Raw genomic sequence first — 21,439 nt, 5'->3', positions numbered from 1 at the left:
CAGGAATATATCATAACCACCACTGTTGGTCTCTCCATCCAAGTCTCCCTGAGTATCCCCGGTTATATATACATTATCCGTTGTATCTGCAGCTATCGCAAAAGCTCTTTCACTATCTCCGGACCCCAGAAGCTTTGTCATTCTTACATAAACTCCACCACTATCCCACTCTGCACTACCAAAACCTGAATCATTATCTACCTGGATCTGATACTGGGTGGCAAAATCATTCGCATCCGCGTCATTAAATATTGCCGAGAAAACTGGAAGAGTTGTACTACCGTCAACCGATAAATATGGATTATTCTGGCCTGACTGCGCGGTTGTTATATTGGAATACAAAGTTGTCGGAGCCGTTGGTGTATTGCTCGTTGTAAAGGTACCGTAACCGGATGTATCTACTGTATGTCCACAGAAAACTGATTCATTACCTGCGGCATCTCTTACTTTCACTCTCCAGTAATATGGAGTATTTGCACTCAAACTAACTGACGGAATCCAGGTATTACCAGCCTGCCAGCCAGATTGCTGCAAGCCACCACTGCCATTATCAAAAGCTGTTACTGTATCTATTTCAAGTGAATACGGAGTTGCGTGTAAATCGCTTGTTCCGTCTACCGCAACTAATGCGGTTAAAGTCGGAGTTAGTGAAATAGTATCTGCTGAATCAGCCGGGATTAAACATCCCACATTTGTCGGCGGACTCTGATCGCAAATAAAGAAATTTGCTCCTGCACCCGCACTCCATGCGCCTTCTGTCAATGATTGGTCAAAGAATTTAATTCTCCAGTAATACTGCGTTCCGTCCTGTAATGTATTGCCGGCATAGGTAATGTCTGAACAGCGGGTACCTTGATTTACCCCGGAAATATCATTGCCTACGGCGTCAAATACTGAGATAAAAATATCCTGATCTCCATAGCCGGTTGAATCTTCAGCCATATCATCTGTATCTTCATCCCCGGATAGATCCGCGTCACCTTCCACATCTCCGACCACAATAATATTACTGTCCGAATCTACAATAATACTGTTTCCGCTTCCGCTGTTTGCCGAGCCTAATCTCCTGGACCAGCGATATGTTCCGGAAGAATTAAATACAGATATAAATATATCATTATCGCCATAGAATGTTGCATCTTCGCCTGCATCATTAGTATCTCCGTCACCGCTTAAATCCGCATCACCTTCCACCGAGCCGGTAATTATAATATTATCGTCGACATCAATAGCAATTCCGGCTGCGCCATCGTCATTCATACCACCTAATCTCTCTGACCACTGATATGTCCCAGAGGAGTTAAATACGGATATAAATATATCACTGCCATCATAACCGGTCGAATCTTCTCCCTCGTCATTCGTATCTCCATCTCCACTCAAGTCCCCATCAAGCTTAACATAACCGGTAACAATCACATTATTATTGGAATCAACCTCAACTGCGTCCCCCCGATTGCTATCTGTGCCTCCGAATCTCTTTGCCCACTGAAAGACTCCGGAGGAATCAAACACAGAAACAAATACCTGCCAAGCAAAAATAGTGGAAAATTCATCAGGATCACCGGTATCTCCATCACCGTTCAAATCCGCGGTCCACATCACTGCCCCGGTAACAATCACATTATTATTAGAATCTGTCGTAACATCATTAGCAAAATCCATAGCTATGCCGCCGATACGCTTGGCCCATTGATGGACACCGGCAGAATTAAATACGGATATAAACCCATCAAGACTCCCATAAGTTCCTCCTGTAGATTCTCCGTCATCTCCCGTATCTCCATCTCCATTCAGATCCCCTGCTTCATTCACAACTCCGCAGACAATAATATTATTATTTTCATCCACAGCCACCGCAGAAGCGCTCATCATATCTACCGCTGTCAAGCGTTTTGACCACTGATAGACTCCGGCAGAATTAAATACCGATATCCCCATATCAGAAGAGCTGGCGCCTGAACTTTCACCAGTATCGTTTGTGTCACCGTCCCCACTTAAATCTGCATTGCCGGTAATCCCGACAACAACACTAATGTTATTATTGCTGTCCACGGCTATACTTCTGCCGTAATCAGAACCTGTCCCACCCAAGCGTTTGGACCATTGATATGCACCAACAGAATTAAACACAGATATAAATATATCCCCACTTCCATAACCAGTTGCATCTTCACCCTCGTCATTCGTATCTCCGTCACCACTTAAATCCGCATTACCGGTAACTGATCCGATCACCACAATATTATTATTCGGAGCAAGATAAATATCGCTTCCGCTATCAGTATCGGTTCCGCCCAGTCTCTCGGCTCTGATAAACATACCGATATCACTAGCGTCCCAAATGGGTGAGGAGAAATCAATCGCATTATCCACCTGGATCCGGTATCCTTCAGCTGTATCCGAACCATCCGGGTCGTTATAAATCGCTGAAAAATGTGGATCAACCACTGTTAGATATGGATTGGTATCGCCTGATTGGGCGTCGGTATTATGGGAATATAAATTATCCGGAGCTGTTGGAGCACTGGTGGTAGTAAACGTCCCATACCCGGAACTATCAATTGTATGTCCGCAAAACGCAGATTCATTATTAATTACATCACGCACTTTTACTCTCCAATAATGATCCGTGCCTGAGGATAAGGTAATTGCCGGCCTCCATACACTACCAGCCTGCCAGCCGGACTGCTGTAAGTTACCGCTGTCAAAACTGGTAACAGTATCTATTTCAAAAGAATATTCCGAAACGCCGCTGCTGGTATCCTGCGCTGTAAGTGCCGTTAAAGTCGGTCTCACCGAAATACCCGTAGCACTGTTTGCCGGAGTACTGCAAGCCACATTAGTCGGAGCTGTATTATCTGAGGTAATATTATCGCTCTGCTGCGTTGCCGGATTAGCCGACGGGTCATCGGCATCCACAGTTACGGTAACCGTGCCGTTAGCCGGAGTACAGGTAACATTAGTAATCGTCCAATATGCGGTATCATTGGTATAGGTATCCGGATTGACAGCCGCGCCCTTGCCCAACGTGGTCAGGTTTGCTTCAATATAACTTGTGTCACCGTCACCTAAATAAAGGTCATAAACATCTGCCGTCAATGTAACAGTATCCGTATCCTTAACATAGGCTTCGTTATCCATGGTTGAATCAATTAAAAGCACATTGCTGATTACCGGAGGCGCCGCAGCCAAATCAGTAGTAAAGAAATTAGCGCCCGAGCCTGCGCTCCATGTGCCTTCTAAGCCGCCCTGATCCCAGAATTTGATCCGCCAGTAATAAGTAGTTGTATCAGACAGATAATCTCCTGTATAAATAATATCTTCACAGCGGTTGCCCTGAGAAACATCCTGCATATCCTGGCTGGCCAGATCAAATACAGAAATAAATATATCTGTATCACCATAACCCGCATTGCTCTCATTTGCATCACTTGTATCGCCGTCTCCATTGAAGTCAGCCGTGCCATAGACATCGCCGGCAATAACAATATTATCATTACTATCCATAGCAACAGACCGGCCATAATCACTGCTTGAACCGCCAAGGCGTTCTGCCCAGAAATGTTCGCCGGAAGGAGTAAATGCAGAAGCAAAGATATCCCAGCCTCCGTAAATACCTCCGCCGGTTTCCGCGCCGCCGTCGGTATTATCCCCGTCTCCGTTTAAATCACAGTTGCCGCTAATTTCACCGACAACAATAATATTATCATTAGGGTCTACAACAATACCGTATCCTTCATCAGAACTTCCTCCGCCCAATCTTTTAGACCATTTCCATGTCCCGACCACATTAAACACAGATACAAACACATCGTCACTGCCGTATCCAGACGCACTTTCCGCACCGCCATCCGTATTATCTCCGTCGCCGTTTAAATCAGAATTGCCTCTAGTTCTTCCGGTAACAATTACATTATTATTGCTATCAGTATCCACCCCAAATCCATAATCATATTCAACCCCTCCTAAACGCCTGGACCATTGATACGTACCTGTGGAATTAAACACAAGAATAAATATATCATCACTGTCATACCCTGCATCACTCTCCCCATTATCTAGGGTATCTCCGTCTCCATTTATATCTGACTCACCACTCACATTTCCCGCAATAATAATATTACCGTTATCGGACACAGCAACAGCCCTGCCGGAAGCACCGATTACTTTAGCCCATTGATGTACTCCGGAAGAATTAAACACCGTTATACAACCATCGCCGCCGGCAGTTTCAAAAACATCGTCATTGTCTCCGTCACCGTTTAAATCCGGATCACCGCCAATACTTCCGGCAATTACAACATTATCACTACTATCCGTAGTAACCGCATATCCCCAATCATATCCGGAAGATCCCAACCGCTTAGTCCATTGAGGCACTCCGGTAGAATTAAATACAGACACGTATATATCACTTTGGCCATAACAGCCAGTTCCATCTTCTCCTGAATCCAAAGTATCTCCGTCACAATTTAAATCAGCCACTCCAGTCACAAACCCGACCGCAATTACATTATCACTTGAATCCACCGCAACTCCATGAGCTCTGTCAAGATCTGTTCCGCCAATCCGCTTTGACCATTGATACGCTCCGGATAAATTAAACACGGAAACGGATGCGTCTTCTGAGCCATAACCTGCAGCGCTCTCTCCGGTATCATTGGTGTCTCCGTCTCCGCTTAAATCCGCATTATCATGAACGCTTCCGGTAAGACAGATAATATTGTTTGCGGCAACGCTACGCCCGTAATCTCCGTCACCATGTGTACCGCCTAATCTTTCTGCCCACTGGAATTGATTAACGTCGCTCACATCCCAAATCGGCGACGAGAAATTCTGATCATTATCTAGCTGGATACGGTAAGCATCTGCCGTATCACCACTATTAGGGTCATTATAAACACTTGAGAAATGAGGCCGCGGATCTTCAATATCCGTTGGGTTATTGTCTCCTGCCTGCGCGTTATCATCATTTGTATATAAAGTGGTCGGCGCTGTTGGCGCAAAATCTATGGTAGTGGTAAAGAAATTAGTACCGCTTCCAGCTGACCAGGCACCTTCAGCTTCTCCCTGGTCATAGAATTTTATCCGCCAGTAATAAGTCATCGCATCAGCTAAAGCATCACCGGCATAAACAATATCTGTACAGCGACTTCCCTGGTTAACGTTGGGCATATCAGTTAAAGGCGATTTAAATACAATCAAGAAAACATCATCTTCTCCATATATACCGCCGCTGCTTTCTGCGCCGCCGTCACTTGCATCCCCATCACCGTTTACATCACAAGCCCCATCAAAATATCCGGTAAATACAATATTATCATTAGAATCAACATTGACCCCTAGACCTTCATCACCAATTGTACCGCCTAAACGTTTTGCCCACTGATAAACTCCGGAAGAATTGTATATTGAAATAAATATATCAGAACTTCCATAACCTGTACCGCTTTCAGCACCACCGTCTGTTGCATCGCCGTCTCCGTTTAAATCAGCATCGCCATTAACATATCCGGTAATAACAATATTATCATTAGAATCCATAACTATGCCTACACCACAGTCGCTGTTTACACCGCCGTATCTTTTTGACCACTGATAAACTCCGGAAGAATTGAAAGCAGTCAGGAAAATATCTCTGTCCGCATAACCTGTAGCATCTTCAGCCCCGCCATCTGTGGAGTTTTCATTTCCATTCAAGTCTGCGTTACCATTAATATATCCGGTAACTATAACATTATTACTTGCGTCCGCAGTAACATCAGCTCCTACATCAGAATCTACGCCGCCTAAACGTTTTGCCCACTGATGTGTTCCGGAAGAATTAAACACTGAAACAAATACATCATTATCTCCATAGCTGGCAGAACTTTCAGGATAAGATCCTCCGATACTTCCATCGCCGTCTAAGTCCGCATTACCATTAACATATCCGGTAACTATAACGTTATTATTGTTATCTGCAAAAATTCCGCTTCCATTATCTCCAGCTGTACCACCTAAACGTTTTGTCCACTGATGTGTTCCGGATGAATTAAAACAAGACACAAAAGAGTCCTTGTCACCGTAACCGGTTGCGCTTTCGCCGGCATCACCCGTATCCTGATCACCATTCAAATCCGCATTTCCATTTACATACCCGGTAACAATTATATTATTATTGGTATCGGTTATAACTGTATTACATCTATCATCTCCTGTCCCACCTAAACGAGTAGCCCATTGGAATACTCCCGCAGAGTTAAATACAGAGATGAACCCATCATAGTTATCATAACCGGTATTATCTTCCGGATATGTCCCGTCAATAACCTGATCACCATCTAAGTCCCCATCACGCAAAACTCTTCCGGTAACAATAACATTATTATTTGTATCAGTTATAACACCGTGTCCTTTATCTGTACTTGTACCGCCCAATCTCTTGCCCCACTGATAAGTCCCGGCGGAATTAAACACAGAGACAAATATGTCGCTGCTGCCATAACCGGTATTATCTTCCGGATATGAACCACTAACACTTCCGTCACCATCAAAATCTCCCTGGTCCCAAATATTTCCGGTCACAATAATATTATCATTTGTATCTATCGCTATTTCATACCCACAATCATACCAATCTCTGCCTAATCTCTTTGCCCAGAAGAACTGCGCAATATCACTTCCATCCCAAATCGTGCTAGAGAAATCCTGGTCATTATCTACCTGGATACGATAACCTGTGGCAATATCTGAGCCATCCGAATCATTATAGATCGCAGAGAAATGCGGATTGGCAGAAGATAAATCTGGGTTAGTGTTTCCAGACTGAGCATTTGTATCATGTGAATATAAAGTATCCGGTGCTGTTGGCGTCTGCGTAGTTGTGAATGTGCCGTACCCAGGAGTATCTGCGGTATGACCGCAGAAAGATGCTTCATTACCTGCAGCATCTCTTGCTTTTACTCTCCAATAATATGTGGTGTTTTCAGACAAGGCAAGCGGATACCAAATATTTGATGCCTGCCAGGCGGACTGTTGTAAATTACCGCTATCAAAAGTCGTAGCAGTATCTATTTCTATTGAATATGGGGTAGCATGTAATCCACTGCCTCCATCTGCGGCAACTAAGGCGGTTAAAGCAGGACTTAACGCTATGTTAGATCCTGAATTTGCCGGAGTATCACATCCCACATTCGTCGGCGCAGTTTGATCACAGATAAAATAATTTGCTCCTGCACCCGCACTCCAAGCCCCTTCGGCTCCGCCCTCATCCCAGAATTTAATTCTCCAATAATAAGTAGTGCTGTCGCTCAACGCACTGCCTGCATATTGAATATCCTCACAACGAGCTCCCTGCGGAGCGTATATCAAACTAAATACCGAAATAAAAGCATCTGCTTCTGCATAAACACCGCCAGTACTTTCTTCTGGATCTGATGTATCTGCATCTCCATTTAAATCAGCAGCGCTTTCTACAAATCCGGTAACAATGATATTATTCTTACTATTTACAGCTACTCCATAAGCTTCTTCATCATCATCCCGGCCTAAACGTTCCGCCCAAATATGAGTACCGGATGAATTAAATACAGAGACAAATATATCCGAGGTTGAAGCTCCATAAATACCGCCAGCTGTTTCATTCGCATCTGTAGTATCGCCGTCACTATTTAAATCAGCTGTACCAGTAACATATCCGGTAATAATAATATTGTCATTACCGTCAACAACAATATCATGCCCAAAATCCGCATTTGCTCCCCCTAAACGTTCTGACCATTGATGGACACCCGCGGAATTAAATAACAAAACAACAATATCCCTGCTGTCATAAATTCCGCCGGTAATCTCTTCGGCATCTAATGTATCCATATCCCCATTTAAGTCAGCTGTCTCATGCATTGTTGTGAGAAGCGCGATATTATCACTTCCATCAACCGCAACTCCGTATCCTATATCAGTACCACTGCCACCTAATCTCTCCGACCATTGATGTACTCCCGAAGAATTAAACTTAGAAAGAAATACATCTCTACTTGAATAAACTCCGCCGGTACTTTCTTCTGGGTCATCTGTATCCGCGTCTCCGTTCAAATCTGCAGTATTATCAATTTGACCGGTAATGATAATATCATTATTCGTGTCTGTATCAATGCTATACACACCAAAATCCAGACCTCCCCCGCCAAATCTCTCTGACCATTGATGTGTTCCGGAGGAATTAAATACAGCAATATAGTTATCATAGCTGCCATAAACTCCGCCGCCTGTTTCTTCTGCATCACCCGTATCTCCATCTCCGTTTAAGTCTGCAGTGCCTTCAACATATCCTCCCACAATAATATTATTATTAGTATCTGCAGCAACAGAAATACCCTGGTCATTGCCTGCTCCACCAATTCTTTCTGACCACTGGTGTACTCCTGATGAATTAAATACAGAAACAAAGCCATCAAGACTGCCATAAACTCCGCCGCCTGTCTCTTCTGCATCACCCGTATCTCCATCTCCATTTAAATCAGCAGCGCTTTCTACAAATCCGGCAATAATAATATTGTTATTAGTATCGGTAGTAACCGTCTTTGCAAAATCTCCCCCTGAACCACCTAATCGCTTTGACCATTGATGAACTCCCGCTGAGTTAAACACAGAAACAAATGCGTCTTGTTCTCCATAAACACCGCCTGCAGCTTCACCTGAATCTGTAACATCGCCATCGCTATTTAAATCCGCAGCAGCTTGCACACGTCCAACAACAATCATATTATCGTTATTATCTGTAGCAATGGCATAGCCAACGTCTTCTTCCCAAACTTCATTAGCTGATCCCCCAATCCTCATGGCCATGAGGAAACTAGCTGCATCAGTATTATCCCATTCAGTGCTGCCAAAATTCTGATCATTATCTACCTGAATCTGATAACGCGCGACAAAGTCACCGGCATCTGAATCATTATAAATTGCTGATAAATGTGGATTGGCAGCTGAGAGATATGGATTAGCATCGCCAGCCTGCGCATCAGTATCATTGCTATAAAGATCTGTCGGTGCAGTTGGCGCAGCTGTTGTTGTAAATCTACCATACTTCGGAGAAGCCGTATGCCCGGCCCAGAACGATTCATTACCGAGAACATCTCTTACTTTTACTCTCCAGAAATACTCGATACCTTGGGTTAAGGTTGTCGGCTGCCATGTATTACCTGCTTGCCAACCCGATGATTCTAATGCCGGACTAAATGCAGGATCATTATCTATTTCAAAAGAATAAGCAGTTGCGTGTAATCCACTGGCAATATCCTGCGCAGTTAATGCAGTTAAAGTCGGGGTTAAAGAAACTCCTGTCTGTAAATTTATTGGGTTTAAACATAATCCATCAATCGGAGCTGTAGTATCTTTAATAATACCAATTTCAGAAGTAGTTCCCACATTACCCGCGAAATCAGTATCCTTCATATATAAGGTAAAAGCACCAAGATCTTCTTTAAAGCTCAAGGTATCAATATATAATGTTGCCCCGGTAGGCAAGCTTGAGCCCATATAGAATGTGATACGACAGTCACTAGCAGTTATATTAGCCACATAATGTATTGTATAAGTTTCCCAATCTGTAGTAAAAGTCGGAGTTATGGAAGTAGATGCAGAGAAATAATCATTCCAGGAAGCCGATCCTTTCATAAATCTAATATTGTCAACCGTAAAACCTGTTGTTGCTTTTGCTCTAAAGGTAAACTTGTAAGTTTTACCGTCTTCCACACTCCAGTTTGTCGTATATAACTGAATATCATTTGATGAATTACCCGCTGTTGTGCAATATACTTTTGCTCCTGCCGGCAAAGAATCATATTCTCCCAGAACCGTAGTACGAGTTAATGTAGCTACTGCTCCATCTTCGTCATGCAAAGACCAATTCGAAGTATCTGTATCAAAACTCGGATTCGGTAATAATTCACTGCCTAAGCCTTCACCTAAAGAACCAAAATTAGTAACAGCGCTTAAAGTCGTCACTCCCGTAGTAGCGACCACATAATTAGTATCATCAATTGATGCTTCGAAGGTCATGCTGTCCGCAGAACCGGTAAAGCTAATTGTATCCGAACCAGTAACATAATCACCCAATACTGGGGCACTAACAGAAACTGTCGGAGCTAAAGTATCAAGCGTAAATGAATCTTCAACACAAGTTCCTTCCGGATTCCCAGCCACATCTTCTGCTCCGGATGAAGTAACATCTACACTTACACCGTTTTCATTTTCATCCGTTACTGTAAAACTTTCTGTCCAAGTGTCCACATCAGACCAGGTCCCATCGCTATTACTGGTCACATTACTACTGCATGAGAAATTAATCGTTGGATCTATTCCGGTATTCATCGGCTCACTATAATCCACCGTAACCCCCTGAACCAAATCTCCTTCATATATCGGATCAGTATCTACAGTTACTGTACCAATCGGAGGAGTAGCATCACCCCACATATAATAACCACCAGACTGTGTATCATATGTGTTATTGCCAAACTCAGAAGTCTGATAATTCACCAGCACAATTGAATCACTAAGCCTTGTTCTGTCTAATCCTGTTTCCACATAAATGTTATAATCAACTAAGCTTTCCGCATCCACAATTACAGTATTACTTATATCCCAGGTGATCCAGCTGGATGTTCCGGATTTAGATATTCTGGAATTAGCAGAAGCATGAGACTTCCTGGCATATACACGGTCAACAATAGTAAACGTATCCGTAGCCGCAAATCCGGTTGTTGAATCAATCAGAATTGTAATCGTATCTGTAGTATCATCCACAGAATCAACAATTAAATAGTGTGCACCGCTATTAGTTCCAGAAGTCATGTACACATACATACCTTCATATTGATCATCAGCGGTAATTACATCTGTTTCGGTTAAATTAAAGGTAATCATAGAACCGTTATCAGCAATACCACCACTTATTGTCCCAGTATCTTCATCAACCGCATAAATAGTAACTGTATCCCCGGCATCAAGATTAGCATTATCATCAGCCGCCCGGATATAGCTAAACTTAATATCCGCACTTGCCTGATCATCATTAACCACATAACCTAAACGCCTACCCATATTCACTGTACCGGGCTCTGTAGTTCCATCTTCAGCGCATCCTTGGCCTAAAGGAGTAGTGCTTGTAGTGGTGTTGTCAATGTAGAACTTGGTAATCTTAACAGGGTCCATGTTAGTAGGGGCTGCACCTAAGGCAGGAGCCACAAACAATCTATTCGTAGTATTGGAAGTAATGACTGCCCGGTAATCTGTGCCACTAGTAGTAGTCGTAACCATTGCTCCGACCCACTCATTCTCAGTCCAACTATTTCCTGGAGCGATAATCGTAGTAGTGGTATTGTTGACATCTGCTAAGGTTGAAACTTCAACAAATAAGTTGGGGTCTTGGCCTGAAATTGAATTAGCACCGATACTGCCTGAACCTTCGTAAGCCGTACCATTACCTTGGTAGAAGTTAAAGTCATAACTCTCATTCGATGAGTCATCATCTAAGCCATCATCAACATTATAGAGTAATAGATTATTCCTTACCTTATTATTACCGGTAGTGGCAGCCCAAAGCCTGATTCCATCTTGGGTATTGCCTAGCATAACATTATTAGAAATAATATTTTCATCACAAAGATCTTCAAGACGCACACCATCAAGGGTATTTCCCAAGAAGACGTTTCCTCTGATGGTATTGTAATCATTGTTATTGTACATATAAAGACCGAGGCCAAGATTGTAGTTTCCAAATGAGCTATTGTTGAGAATGGTGTTATTATTACAACCATTTAAGAGCTGAATTCCATAATCATAGTTGGAATAGCTCATATTGCCAATAATAGAATTGTTGTCACTTCCTACCAAACGAATACCGTGAGCATTGGAGTAGAAAGTACTATTTTCAACGATATTATTAGCACTAGTTGAGGTAAGATAAATACCGCGGCTACTATTATTATAGGAGGTAACAGCGCTTATCTTGTTATATTCTGATCCATTATCAACACGAATACCTTGACTGGTGGCATTCTGGAACATAAAGCCTTCGATAGTATTATAATCTGCATTATTTAAGTAAAGTCCGTAGCTTCTTAGGTCTTCTGCATCCACAACCACTGTACCAACAGTAATCCATCTCATAGTATAAGCTGCTGTACCGACTTTGCTGAGCTCAAGGTTAGCACCAGCAGTACCTTCTTTTGTATAGATTCTATCAACAATCGTAAATCCATCTCCAGAATAGAAATCGCTATCACCGCTAAGAGGTAAAATATAAATTGTATCAGGCGTACCTACGGTATCTACAATCAAGTAATAACGTCCTTTGTTTAAGCCTGAGGTCATATAGAGATAATAGCCGATATAGTCATTGCCATTAGCGACAATATCATCAGCAACATTAAAGTATTCATAAAACCCATCTGTGTCTATACCCGAACTAATCGTGCTGGATGCCTCATCCACGGCATAGGTAATAATCGTAACGCTATTTGTCAATGGCTGCCCTACTTGAGTGTGGGCTTGCTGTAGGTAATTGCAGCTTGTAGTGGTGGCTCCAATAAATACAAATCCTAATCGAGCACCGATATTCCCACTGCCGGTTGAGCCTTTAAAGATATCAACGCCCGCGCCTATAGCTGGTGAATCGGCATTAAGGTACATAAAGTCGGCATCACCCGGTGTAGTGGAAACATAATCCGGATCTCCGCTAACGGAATTGGTGCCAATTGAACCATTTGCAGTATTACCGAAGAAAAGATTATAGTCTATTACGGTTGATCCACCAGAATCATCAATACCGGTGGTAGTACTATTGGAAATAATATTGTTCTTAAGTATATTATTATTATTGCCACCTGAGGTGATATAAACGCCTCTATTGTTGCTATCTAAGGTATTATTGTAAACATAATTATTATCTGAGCCATTGGCTATTTCAATGCCATTAGAAGTATTATTGTAGGAGATATTCGCCCTTAGCGTATTATTATCACTGCTATTTATCATAATTGCTTCATCACCGTTTGAATATATCGCGTTGCCAATGATCTTGTGGCCGCCGCCGCCATATGAGGCAATACCATCTAAGTCATTGGAATAAACGCTATTGTAGGCAAGGAGTGCATCAACACAAACATCCAAACGAATACCATCATAGATATCGTGGATTAAGGAATGCATAATAACCAAGCCTTCATTTGTGTCATTACTTACACTCTCAGCATGAATACCATACTGAGGATCATTATTAGTACCCATATAGCTAATCTCGGCATTAATAATTTTTGTTTCTGATCCATTTTTTAGGTTGATATAGCCATCTTGTGAGCCATCTTGGGTAAGGGCGGTGATTAGACAATTCTGATTTTCTTTTGAAGTACCTTCAACATCAAGAAAACCGGTACTGTAGACAATAACGCCAAATTGAGCATCGCTGGCGCACTCAAGTTGTATTGCTGAGGTATAGCTTGAACCAGCACGCATAGTTAAGGTGCCATATACAAGGATATTGCCGTTGGCGATAAGCGTGCGATCAGCTGCGGTGTCAAAATCCAAGGTTCCACCATCTTGAATTTCAATACTAGCACATGTTGTGGTAGCATCATCCTGATCAAAGGTTACAACATGAGGGCTATTAATTGTCACATTCTGTATCCCTATAGGTACAAATCCGTCGCTCCATACAGTAGGATCACTCCAGTCACCGGTCTTGGTAGAACTTATTGTTTTATAACATTCCACAACCGTATTATCTAACCCATCATCAGCACTAGTCCCTCCGGCATTCCCTCCCAAAGATTGTAAAGTCCCGCTAAAGGTCTTAGCTGTATTATAGAAGAAATAAATACGTCCGGCTCCACCGCCACCGCCGCCATTTGCAGCTGAACCATCACCATCACCACCATCGGCGTGAATAATACCGCCGGTTCCGGCTAATGTCCCGACAATACCTTTAATACTACCGCCTGAACCACCACCGGCATAACTGCTGCCTGCCGCATCACTCCCGTCACTGGACAAGAAACCTTCTACAGTTAACGTATCAGTTACTTCTAAAGAAATTGCACCGCCACCACTACCACCGTCCGTGTCTCCTCCACCGGAACCTACGGATATTGGATTAGTAGCTGAACCATATGTTGTACCACCAGTACCACTATCAGATGAATCTCCACCAGCTCCACCATAACCACCACCAGCACCATAACTTGTACCGATTCCACCTGCTCCCGGACCGTAATCATAACCATATCCTCTAGCATACGCTGTAATCCTTGCTCCACTGCCTGCAGAACCATGGACATTAATATTATCTGCGGTAATTTTTACTCCCGGGCCAGGAGTATAATCTATTCCGCTATTGGAATTATAAAGACGATCAATTTCAGTTTGTGTAAGTACATAATCATAAATTAAAATATTATCCATTGTAAAATCAGCATTCTGATCTCTGCAGATAAGTATCGGTTCGGCATCGTTCTCCAGCCCAAGACCCGTGCTATATGTGTCTGAGCTTAAAGCTGCACCATCTTTGCTCCATCGTATTGTTCCGTTATCCACAATATAAACATACATATGCCAAGTATCATCACATGTATTAGTAATAAAACCATACGTCTGATTTGACCCATCTGAAGTATCCAGTCTCATATAAATATTTCTGGATGAACCAGAGGTATTATTAAACTGGATATTCCAGCCGCGGGGAGTAGCATTTAATTTTCGAATAACACTTGCGTAATCTGTGGACTGCACAGGTGCTTTCATCCAGAAAACTATCGAGAATAAATCTTTTGCCGGAATCTCTGCCGGAAAATCTATTCTGTCATTAGCAGTATCCTCAAACTGTAATGCCCCGCCAACTTTTCCGGTGGCGACCATTGTATTTGTGTTATTTGTTGAAGTTCCATTATAAGTAGCAAGCTCCTCTGCCACCGTTGTTCCGGCTAAGTTATCATCCATTGCCCAATGTACAACCGGACCTTTTGCCTCACAAATAATCCGGGCTGTATCATCGGAATCACTGCTAGTACCAATATCAATATCTCCTACAGATGTTAAATTGTATCCACCCGGTATTTTTACCTTTGCGTCATTATTAATTGTAATTGAATCAAATGTTAATGTCGCCGGAGTTCCGGTGAAATTATCTACCATAATTGGGATATTTAAATTGCCAACATCATTATCATCTATAGTTAAATCACCGTAAGTTTGCGTATCTGTATCCTGCAAAACAATAGTTCCGGCACTGGCATCGTTACCTCCTGTACCCCCGTACACATTAATTGTTCCACTTAATGTATTAGTTGAATAAGCAATTTTTATTCTTCCTCCGCCACCGCCAGACTGATGGGAAGAAGCGCCGCCGTTTGCACCAGCGGCACTGATAACTCCTGAGCCTGCACCAGTCAATGTGGAACAAGTAATATTAATTGAACCGCCTGCTCCCGCACCTAAAGCAGCCGAACCGTTCGCAGAAATAGTCCCGTCAACTGTTAAAGTGTTCGTAACATCAAGAATAATTGCACCGCCACCACCAGCATACTTACCACCACTGCCTAAGCTTATCGGATCAGATATAGATCCATAAGTATCGGTTATATCATTATTGCCGCCTAATCCTCCGTGATGCCCCCCGGAGTCCCAATTATCATCATCTGCTCCCGGACCTCTTTCTTCGGCAAAACCAAGCCCATTAGCAGAAAGAATACCGCCACTGTCAACTGTAATACTCCCCGCGGAAATTGTAGCTGAGGTTCCTTCATTATTATTAAGCAGAGGATTACCATCTACCTCTAATGTTCCGCCGCTATTAATCGTGATCGAAGTAAACGAGTAAGGATAAGGCGTAGAGTCTGTGCCTAAACTTATATAGGAAGGATTATTGCTTTCACCAACCTCCAGATCAAAACCTGTTGGAAAAGAAACCGTTCCGGAATAGCCTCTGCGTCCAACCCCAATCCCACCTCCTCTGGTTGATATTACACCCTCAAAATTAATAGTATTAACATTGAATAGAGAAATTCTGCCGCCACCACCACCGCCCTGATTCGCAGCTCCGCTTCCTCCTTGCCCAATTGCGCGGATGGTTCCAGAACCAGCTAAAGTAGTACAACTAAGATTTATTGAACCGCCGGAACCTCCACCACCATTGCTACCGCCCGCGCTATCAGCTGATAAATATCCGTTTACTGTTATATTAGTAGCATTAAGTTCGATTGCGCCGCCACCAGCCCTATAACGACCACCGCTGCCTAAGCTTGTCGGATCATCTACAGAACCGTACGTAGCCGCACCACTATCATATGCTCCGATACCACCATAGCTTCCGCCTCCGTCCCAAGTACTGCTTCCTCCCGGGCCTTGCGTCGCCGCAAATCCCTGCCCAGTAGCATCTATACTTGTACCGGAAGCAATGGTGATATTTGCCGCGTTAATCGTATATCCGGTTCCGTCGTTTACTCCATCCGGGATAGAGTCAGTTGCGGTATCACCAGTCAAAGCAATATCTCCACCGTTAACTGTAAGATCTCCAGTAAGTGTCAAACTCATACCCGAAGCTACGGCATTTGTCTGGAATGTTAAAGTACCGGTATAACTGGTATCTAATAATAAGGAAGCTAAGTTATTATTTACCGTATCCGCCGTACAATCAGCAACTGAACTTCCGTTAAATATTATGTTTTCTCCTGATGTAGGTACTACCTCGGTACACCAATTACCCGCGGTTGACCAATCCCCGGCAGAAGATGCGACCCATACATTACCGCTCGGAATTGACCAATTAACACAATTATCTATCGTACCGTTATAATTCAGAACAGCTGTGCCAGTTCCCAAGATGTCATGTGCATCAACATAACAAACGCTCTGCGAACCATTTAAGGTAAGAGTGGCTTGTCCGGCGCTTGTAGTTTGCAAGGTAATACCATTAGAGAAAGTTCCTGCTGCAATAAAATCACCATTGACAGTAGTAGTTGCGCCTGAAGCTAACCTTACTGTTTTGGGAGCATTTATGACAAAATTATTGAAGGTGTTGGAGCCGTAAATAGTTCGCTGTGCGGTTCCTGATATTATAAAATTATTGTACGTTAAATCTCCTCCAGAAAAACTGGAGCCGTTACCAGTGCTTGTAATTAAAGTTGATGTTTCCGCATCAAACGTTAAATTGGTTGTTGTTGATATATTCCACGTCTCAGAACCATAAGCACCTACATACCAGGTTCCCTCTCCCATATATATTGCACGGGTATTACTATTATTAGAATAAAAATCTCTTGCATGAACATCATTTCCATTCGCATCAAATGTGCCATAATCAACAAACATATGATAAATACATTCTGGAAGTTCTCCCAATAAGGTATAACTACCACCTATTGATTGAATATGAAGCTCAGGATGATACGCTGAACCAGATGGGGTATATGTATGAGCTCCTCTGCCCTGAAGATTCAATCTTGCCGTATTATAGTAAAATCCGATACTTGAATTAAATGTTACGGAACCATACACAGTACATTCCCCAGACCATTGAAATCTATACATAGATGCCCCGGTAAAATCTAAATCCTTACAAGCACGCGGCATATCTTCAGTAACTGTAGTATCTCCCGATCCTGCTATGCTATTAGCGTCAAAATAAGCATTATCCTGAGGTAACACAACTCGGGTGGAGGCCATCTGTGAACCACCGCCATTGGTTGCGGTGTACCAATGCGTATAATCCGACCAATTATAGCTTCCTGAGCTCGAAGTATCCCAATACCAATCATCTGCTGTGGTAAATGTTATACCAGTATTACCACCGCAGTCACCTGAGCCGCCTGTAGTGCCGGATAAATCCACTGCTGGGGTCATTGTAATATCTCTAAAGTCTACATTAGCGCATCCGGAAAGATCCGCACCTGTCACTGTTATGGTACAAGTATCGCCGATATAATTACCCTTTACAAACAACCTATCCGTTGCTGAATTACCAACCAAATTAAGGTTACCGGTTACAGTCATATTGTCTATAAGTTCTAAAGAGCAGGTCTTTGAAGCTGTCCCTGTTCTGGTGAAAGTTGCAAATGTTCCTGCATTAAAATCTAAGCGGATATTACCAGCAACATTCAACTGTACTTCATTGTATGTTAAATTACCGCCACCCCAATAATGCGTAGTATTGACAGCATTGTCATAAATAATAGTTGAAGTATTGACATTAAAGGTCATATTAGTAGAATCGTTACAAGCCCATCCGGTGAGTCCTTGTCCTCCGGTAACGGTAATCGTGCTTGATCCAAGGGTAAGTGTACGAGTATTACTATTATTTGAGACAAAGGTTCTACAATTTACTGCTTGATTATTAGTATCAAGGGTTCCTTGTGTAAGCACTACATCACTATCTGAGCGCAAAGTAATAGAATCCTGTAATGTCCATGATCCCGTTCCATTAAAAGTAACATCTCCGAGAATCTTACCCGCAGTCGTTACGTTACCTCCAGTTGAACCATCAAAAAGTATTGCACAAGTATCATCAGCAGGAGCATAGGTCATACCCGAAACCAATGTCAAGTCGCCGGACACGGTCAAAGTGATGCCCGCATTATGGGTAAGGGTTCCGGTATAACCGCTAAAATCTACAGATTTACAATTAGCAGCAGCGTCTATTGTACAATCACTGTTCGAGAAAGCATCAGCAAATACTACATTATCACTATTGCTCGGCACGGTTCCTAGTGACCAGTTAGCAGCTGTATCCCAATCCCCCGCTGAGCTAGCAATCCAGATATGAATACTAGGCACAGTCCAATTAACACAATTATCTATTGTTCCGTTGTAGTTCAGGACCGGGGTTCCGGTACCGAGAATATCGTGGGCATCAACGTAGCAAACATAATCATCCCCGTTTAAAGTCAATGTAGCCTGGTTACCAGCGGTTGTTGTGTCTAAAGTAATGCTGTTAGAAGCCGTACCTGCTGTAGCAAAAGATCCATTAACTATAGTCGTGGTAGACTCAGTTAACGTAACTGTTTTGGGTGCAGTGATCGTAAAGTTGTTAAAGGTGTTGGCACCAATAATATCATTGGAGTTTGCGCTTGCATTGAATATGATGTCATTAAATGTAAGTCCGCCACCGTTAAAATCATAGCCGTTGCTAGCCGGTGATGAAATAACTATTGTTGATGTTTCTGCATTAAAGGTAAGATTTGTAGTAGTTGCAGTATCCCATGGGTAATTTCCGGCACCCAATGTCCATGTTCCTGAGCCCATGAGAATTGAACGTGTATTTGAATTTGAGGAATTAAATTGACCTGTAGTAAAGCTATAGGTGTCGGCATCAAATGTTCCATAATTTAATGAGAATGTCCTATTGTTATGTGTGGTGAAACCGCCTGTAAAGGTTAAGGTCCCTCCAATCATATTAATGCTAATATTTGCGAAGGTTTTGCCGGCACCATTAAAGTTAAATGCACCTCTTCCTTCAAACATCATATGATTGGCTACAGCGCCAGCCGAGGTAAGCGATAAATTACTATCTAAGATTAATGAGCCATAGATAGTTGTACTTCCATTTGTAGCGGTTTGAGCAACATCCCATGTCATTGCATCTACGCCAGTAAAATCTAATGTCTTACAAATCCTCGGCATATCCTGATCAACGGTAACTGCTCCGTTTATACTATCAGCATCGAAGTAGGCATTATCTTGTGGCAACACAACTCTTGTTGAGGCCATCTGCGCGCCACCACCGGCGGTTGCAGTATACCATTGCGTATAATCGCTGAAGTTATAAGTCCCGCCGCCACTTTCATAGAAATACCAATCATCTGCTGTAGTGAAAGTTATACCGCTATTACCGCCACAATCACCTGAGCCGCCCGTGACAGCCGATAAATCCCAATCACCTGCACCTGCACCGGTGATGTTTCTGAAATCACAGTTGCTCACAACTACAGTTGCAGCATTAAAAGTTTTAGTTTGATCAATTGAATATCCAACAAATAATCTATTTACTGCACTATTACCTTCCAAAGTTAGCGTTCCAGTTACGTTCCAACTGGCATAGGTAGCAAAATTACAAGTCTTAATAGCAGTACCTGTAACAGTTAGGTTGGTAACTGTGTAATTTGGTCCATTATATATTGCTACATATCCACCACCAGTAAATCTAAGGTCATAGTAGGTTTCGTTTACTGAACGAAATATTACACTAGAACCGGTAAACTCTAGAATCGAAGTCCCTTCGTTTAACGTCATATTCGTCATATTAGAAGTATTCCACACATCGCCATTTGATCCCGTGAGAGTAATTTCGCTTGCCCCAAGAGTTAATACTCTTGTATTGGCATCGCAGGAATAAAATTTACCCCATGTATGCGTTAAGCCATAATCATCGGTCGTGCCATCGGTCTTAAGCGTGCCTAAAACAATACTAACAGTCGTTGTAGCAGCACGGGTAGTAAAATTATCCATTAGAGTTGCTATGGCTCCGTCACCTTTGACCATAAAGTTTCCTAAAGACTTTCCTCCTGTATAGACATTACTAATTCCTTCTATTGAAATTGCACAAGAATCATCAGAAGGAGCATAAGTCATACCTGAAACTAAGGTTAAGTCACCGAATATTCTCCACTGAATGCCAACGTTATGAGTAAGTGTTCCGGTATAACCGCTAAAATCTACAGATTTACAAGCAGCAGCGTCTATTGTACAATCACTGTTCGAGAAAGCATCAGCAAATACTACATTATCACTACTATTCGGCACGGTTCCTAGTGACCAGTTAGTAGCTGTGTCCCAATCTCCGGGAGCACTAGCAATCCAGATATTAGCGTTAGGCGCACTCCAATTAACGCAATTATCTATCGTTCCGTTATAATTCAGGACCGGGGTTCCGGTACCGAGAATATCGTGGGCATCAACGTAGCAAACATAATCATCCCCGTTCAAAGTCAATGTAGCCTGGTTACCAGCGGTTGTTGTGTCTAAAGTAATGCCGTTAGAAGCCGTACCTACCGTAGTAAAAGATCCATTAACTGTAGTCGTGGTAGACTCAGTTAACGTAACTGTTTTGGGTGCATTAATGGTGAAGTTAGAAAATGTATTGGAACCCGTAAAACTAGTTACACCTGTACCAGAATTAACTGTAATATCATTATAAGTTAATCCACCACCAGCAAAAGTTTTATCAGCAGAACCTTGGTCCATTATAATAGCTGCAGTTTCTTTATTAAATGTTAAATTTGTAGTATCGCCCAAATTCCAAGGTTCAAATCCCCACCCAGAAGCTTTTATCGTCCAGGTACCTTCGCCCATACTTAAGGTTCTAATATTAGAATTATCAGATATAAAAGCTTGTGCTATAACATTATTACCGTTAGCATCAAAATGTCCATAGTATAGACTGGTATACTCCCACGACACACCATTT

At 42.6% G+C, this 21,439-nt stretch carries 1 protein-coding gene (running past both ends of the window); it reads right to left on the bottom strand.

The coding region annotated (locus tag GY843_RS05595) for an SBBP repeat-containing protein (protein ID WP_297307368.1) crosses the window boundary (this coding region is incomplete at both ends): on the bottom strand, positions 1–21,439 show 21,439 of its 42,330 nt. The annotated region is longer than the window, extending 6,000 nt past the left edge and 14,891 nt past the right edge.

Origin of the sequence: Neptuniibacter sp., assembly GCF_024231755.1 — a bacterium.
Lineage (GTDB): Bacteria > Pseudomonadota > Gammaproteobacteria > Pseudomonadales > Balneatricaceae > Neptuniibacter.
Note: the sequence above shows the minus strand (reverse complement) of the source record. Positions and strands in the feature narration are given on the sequence as shown.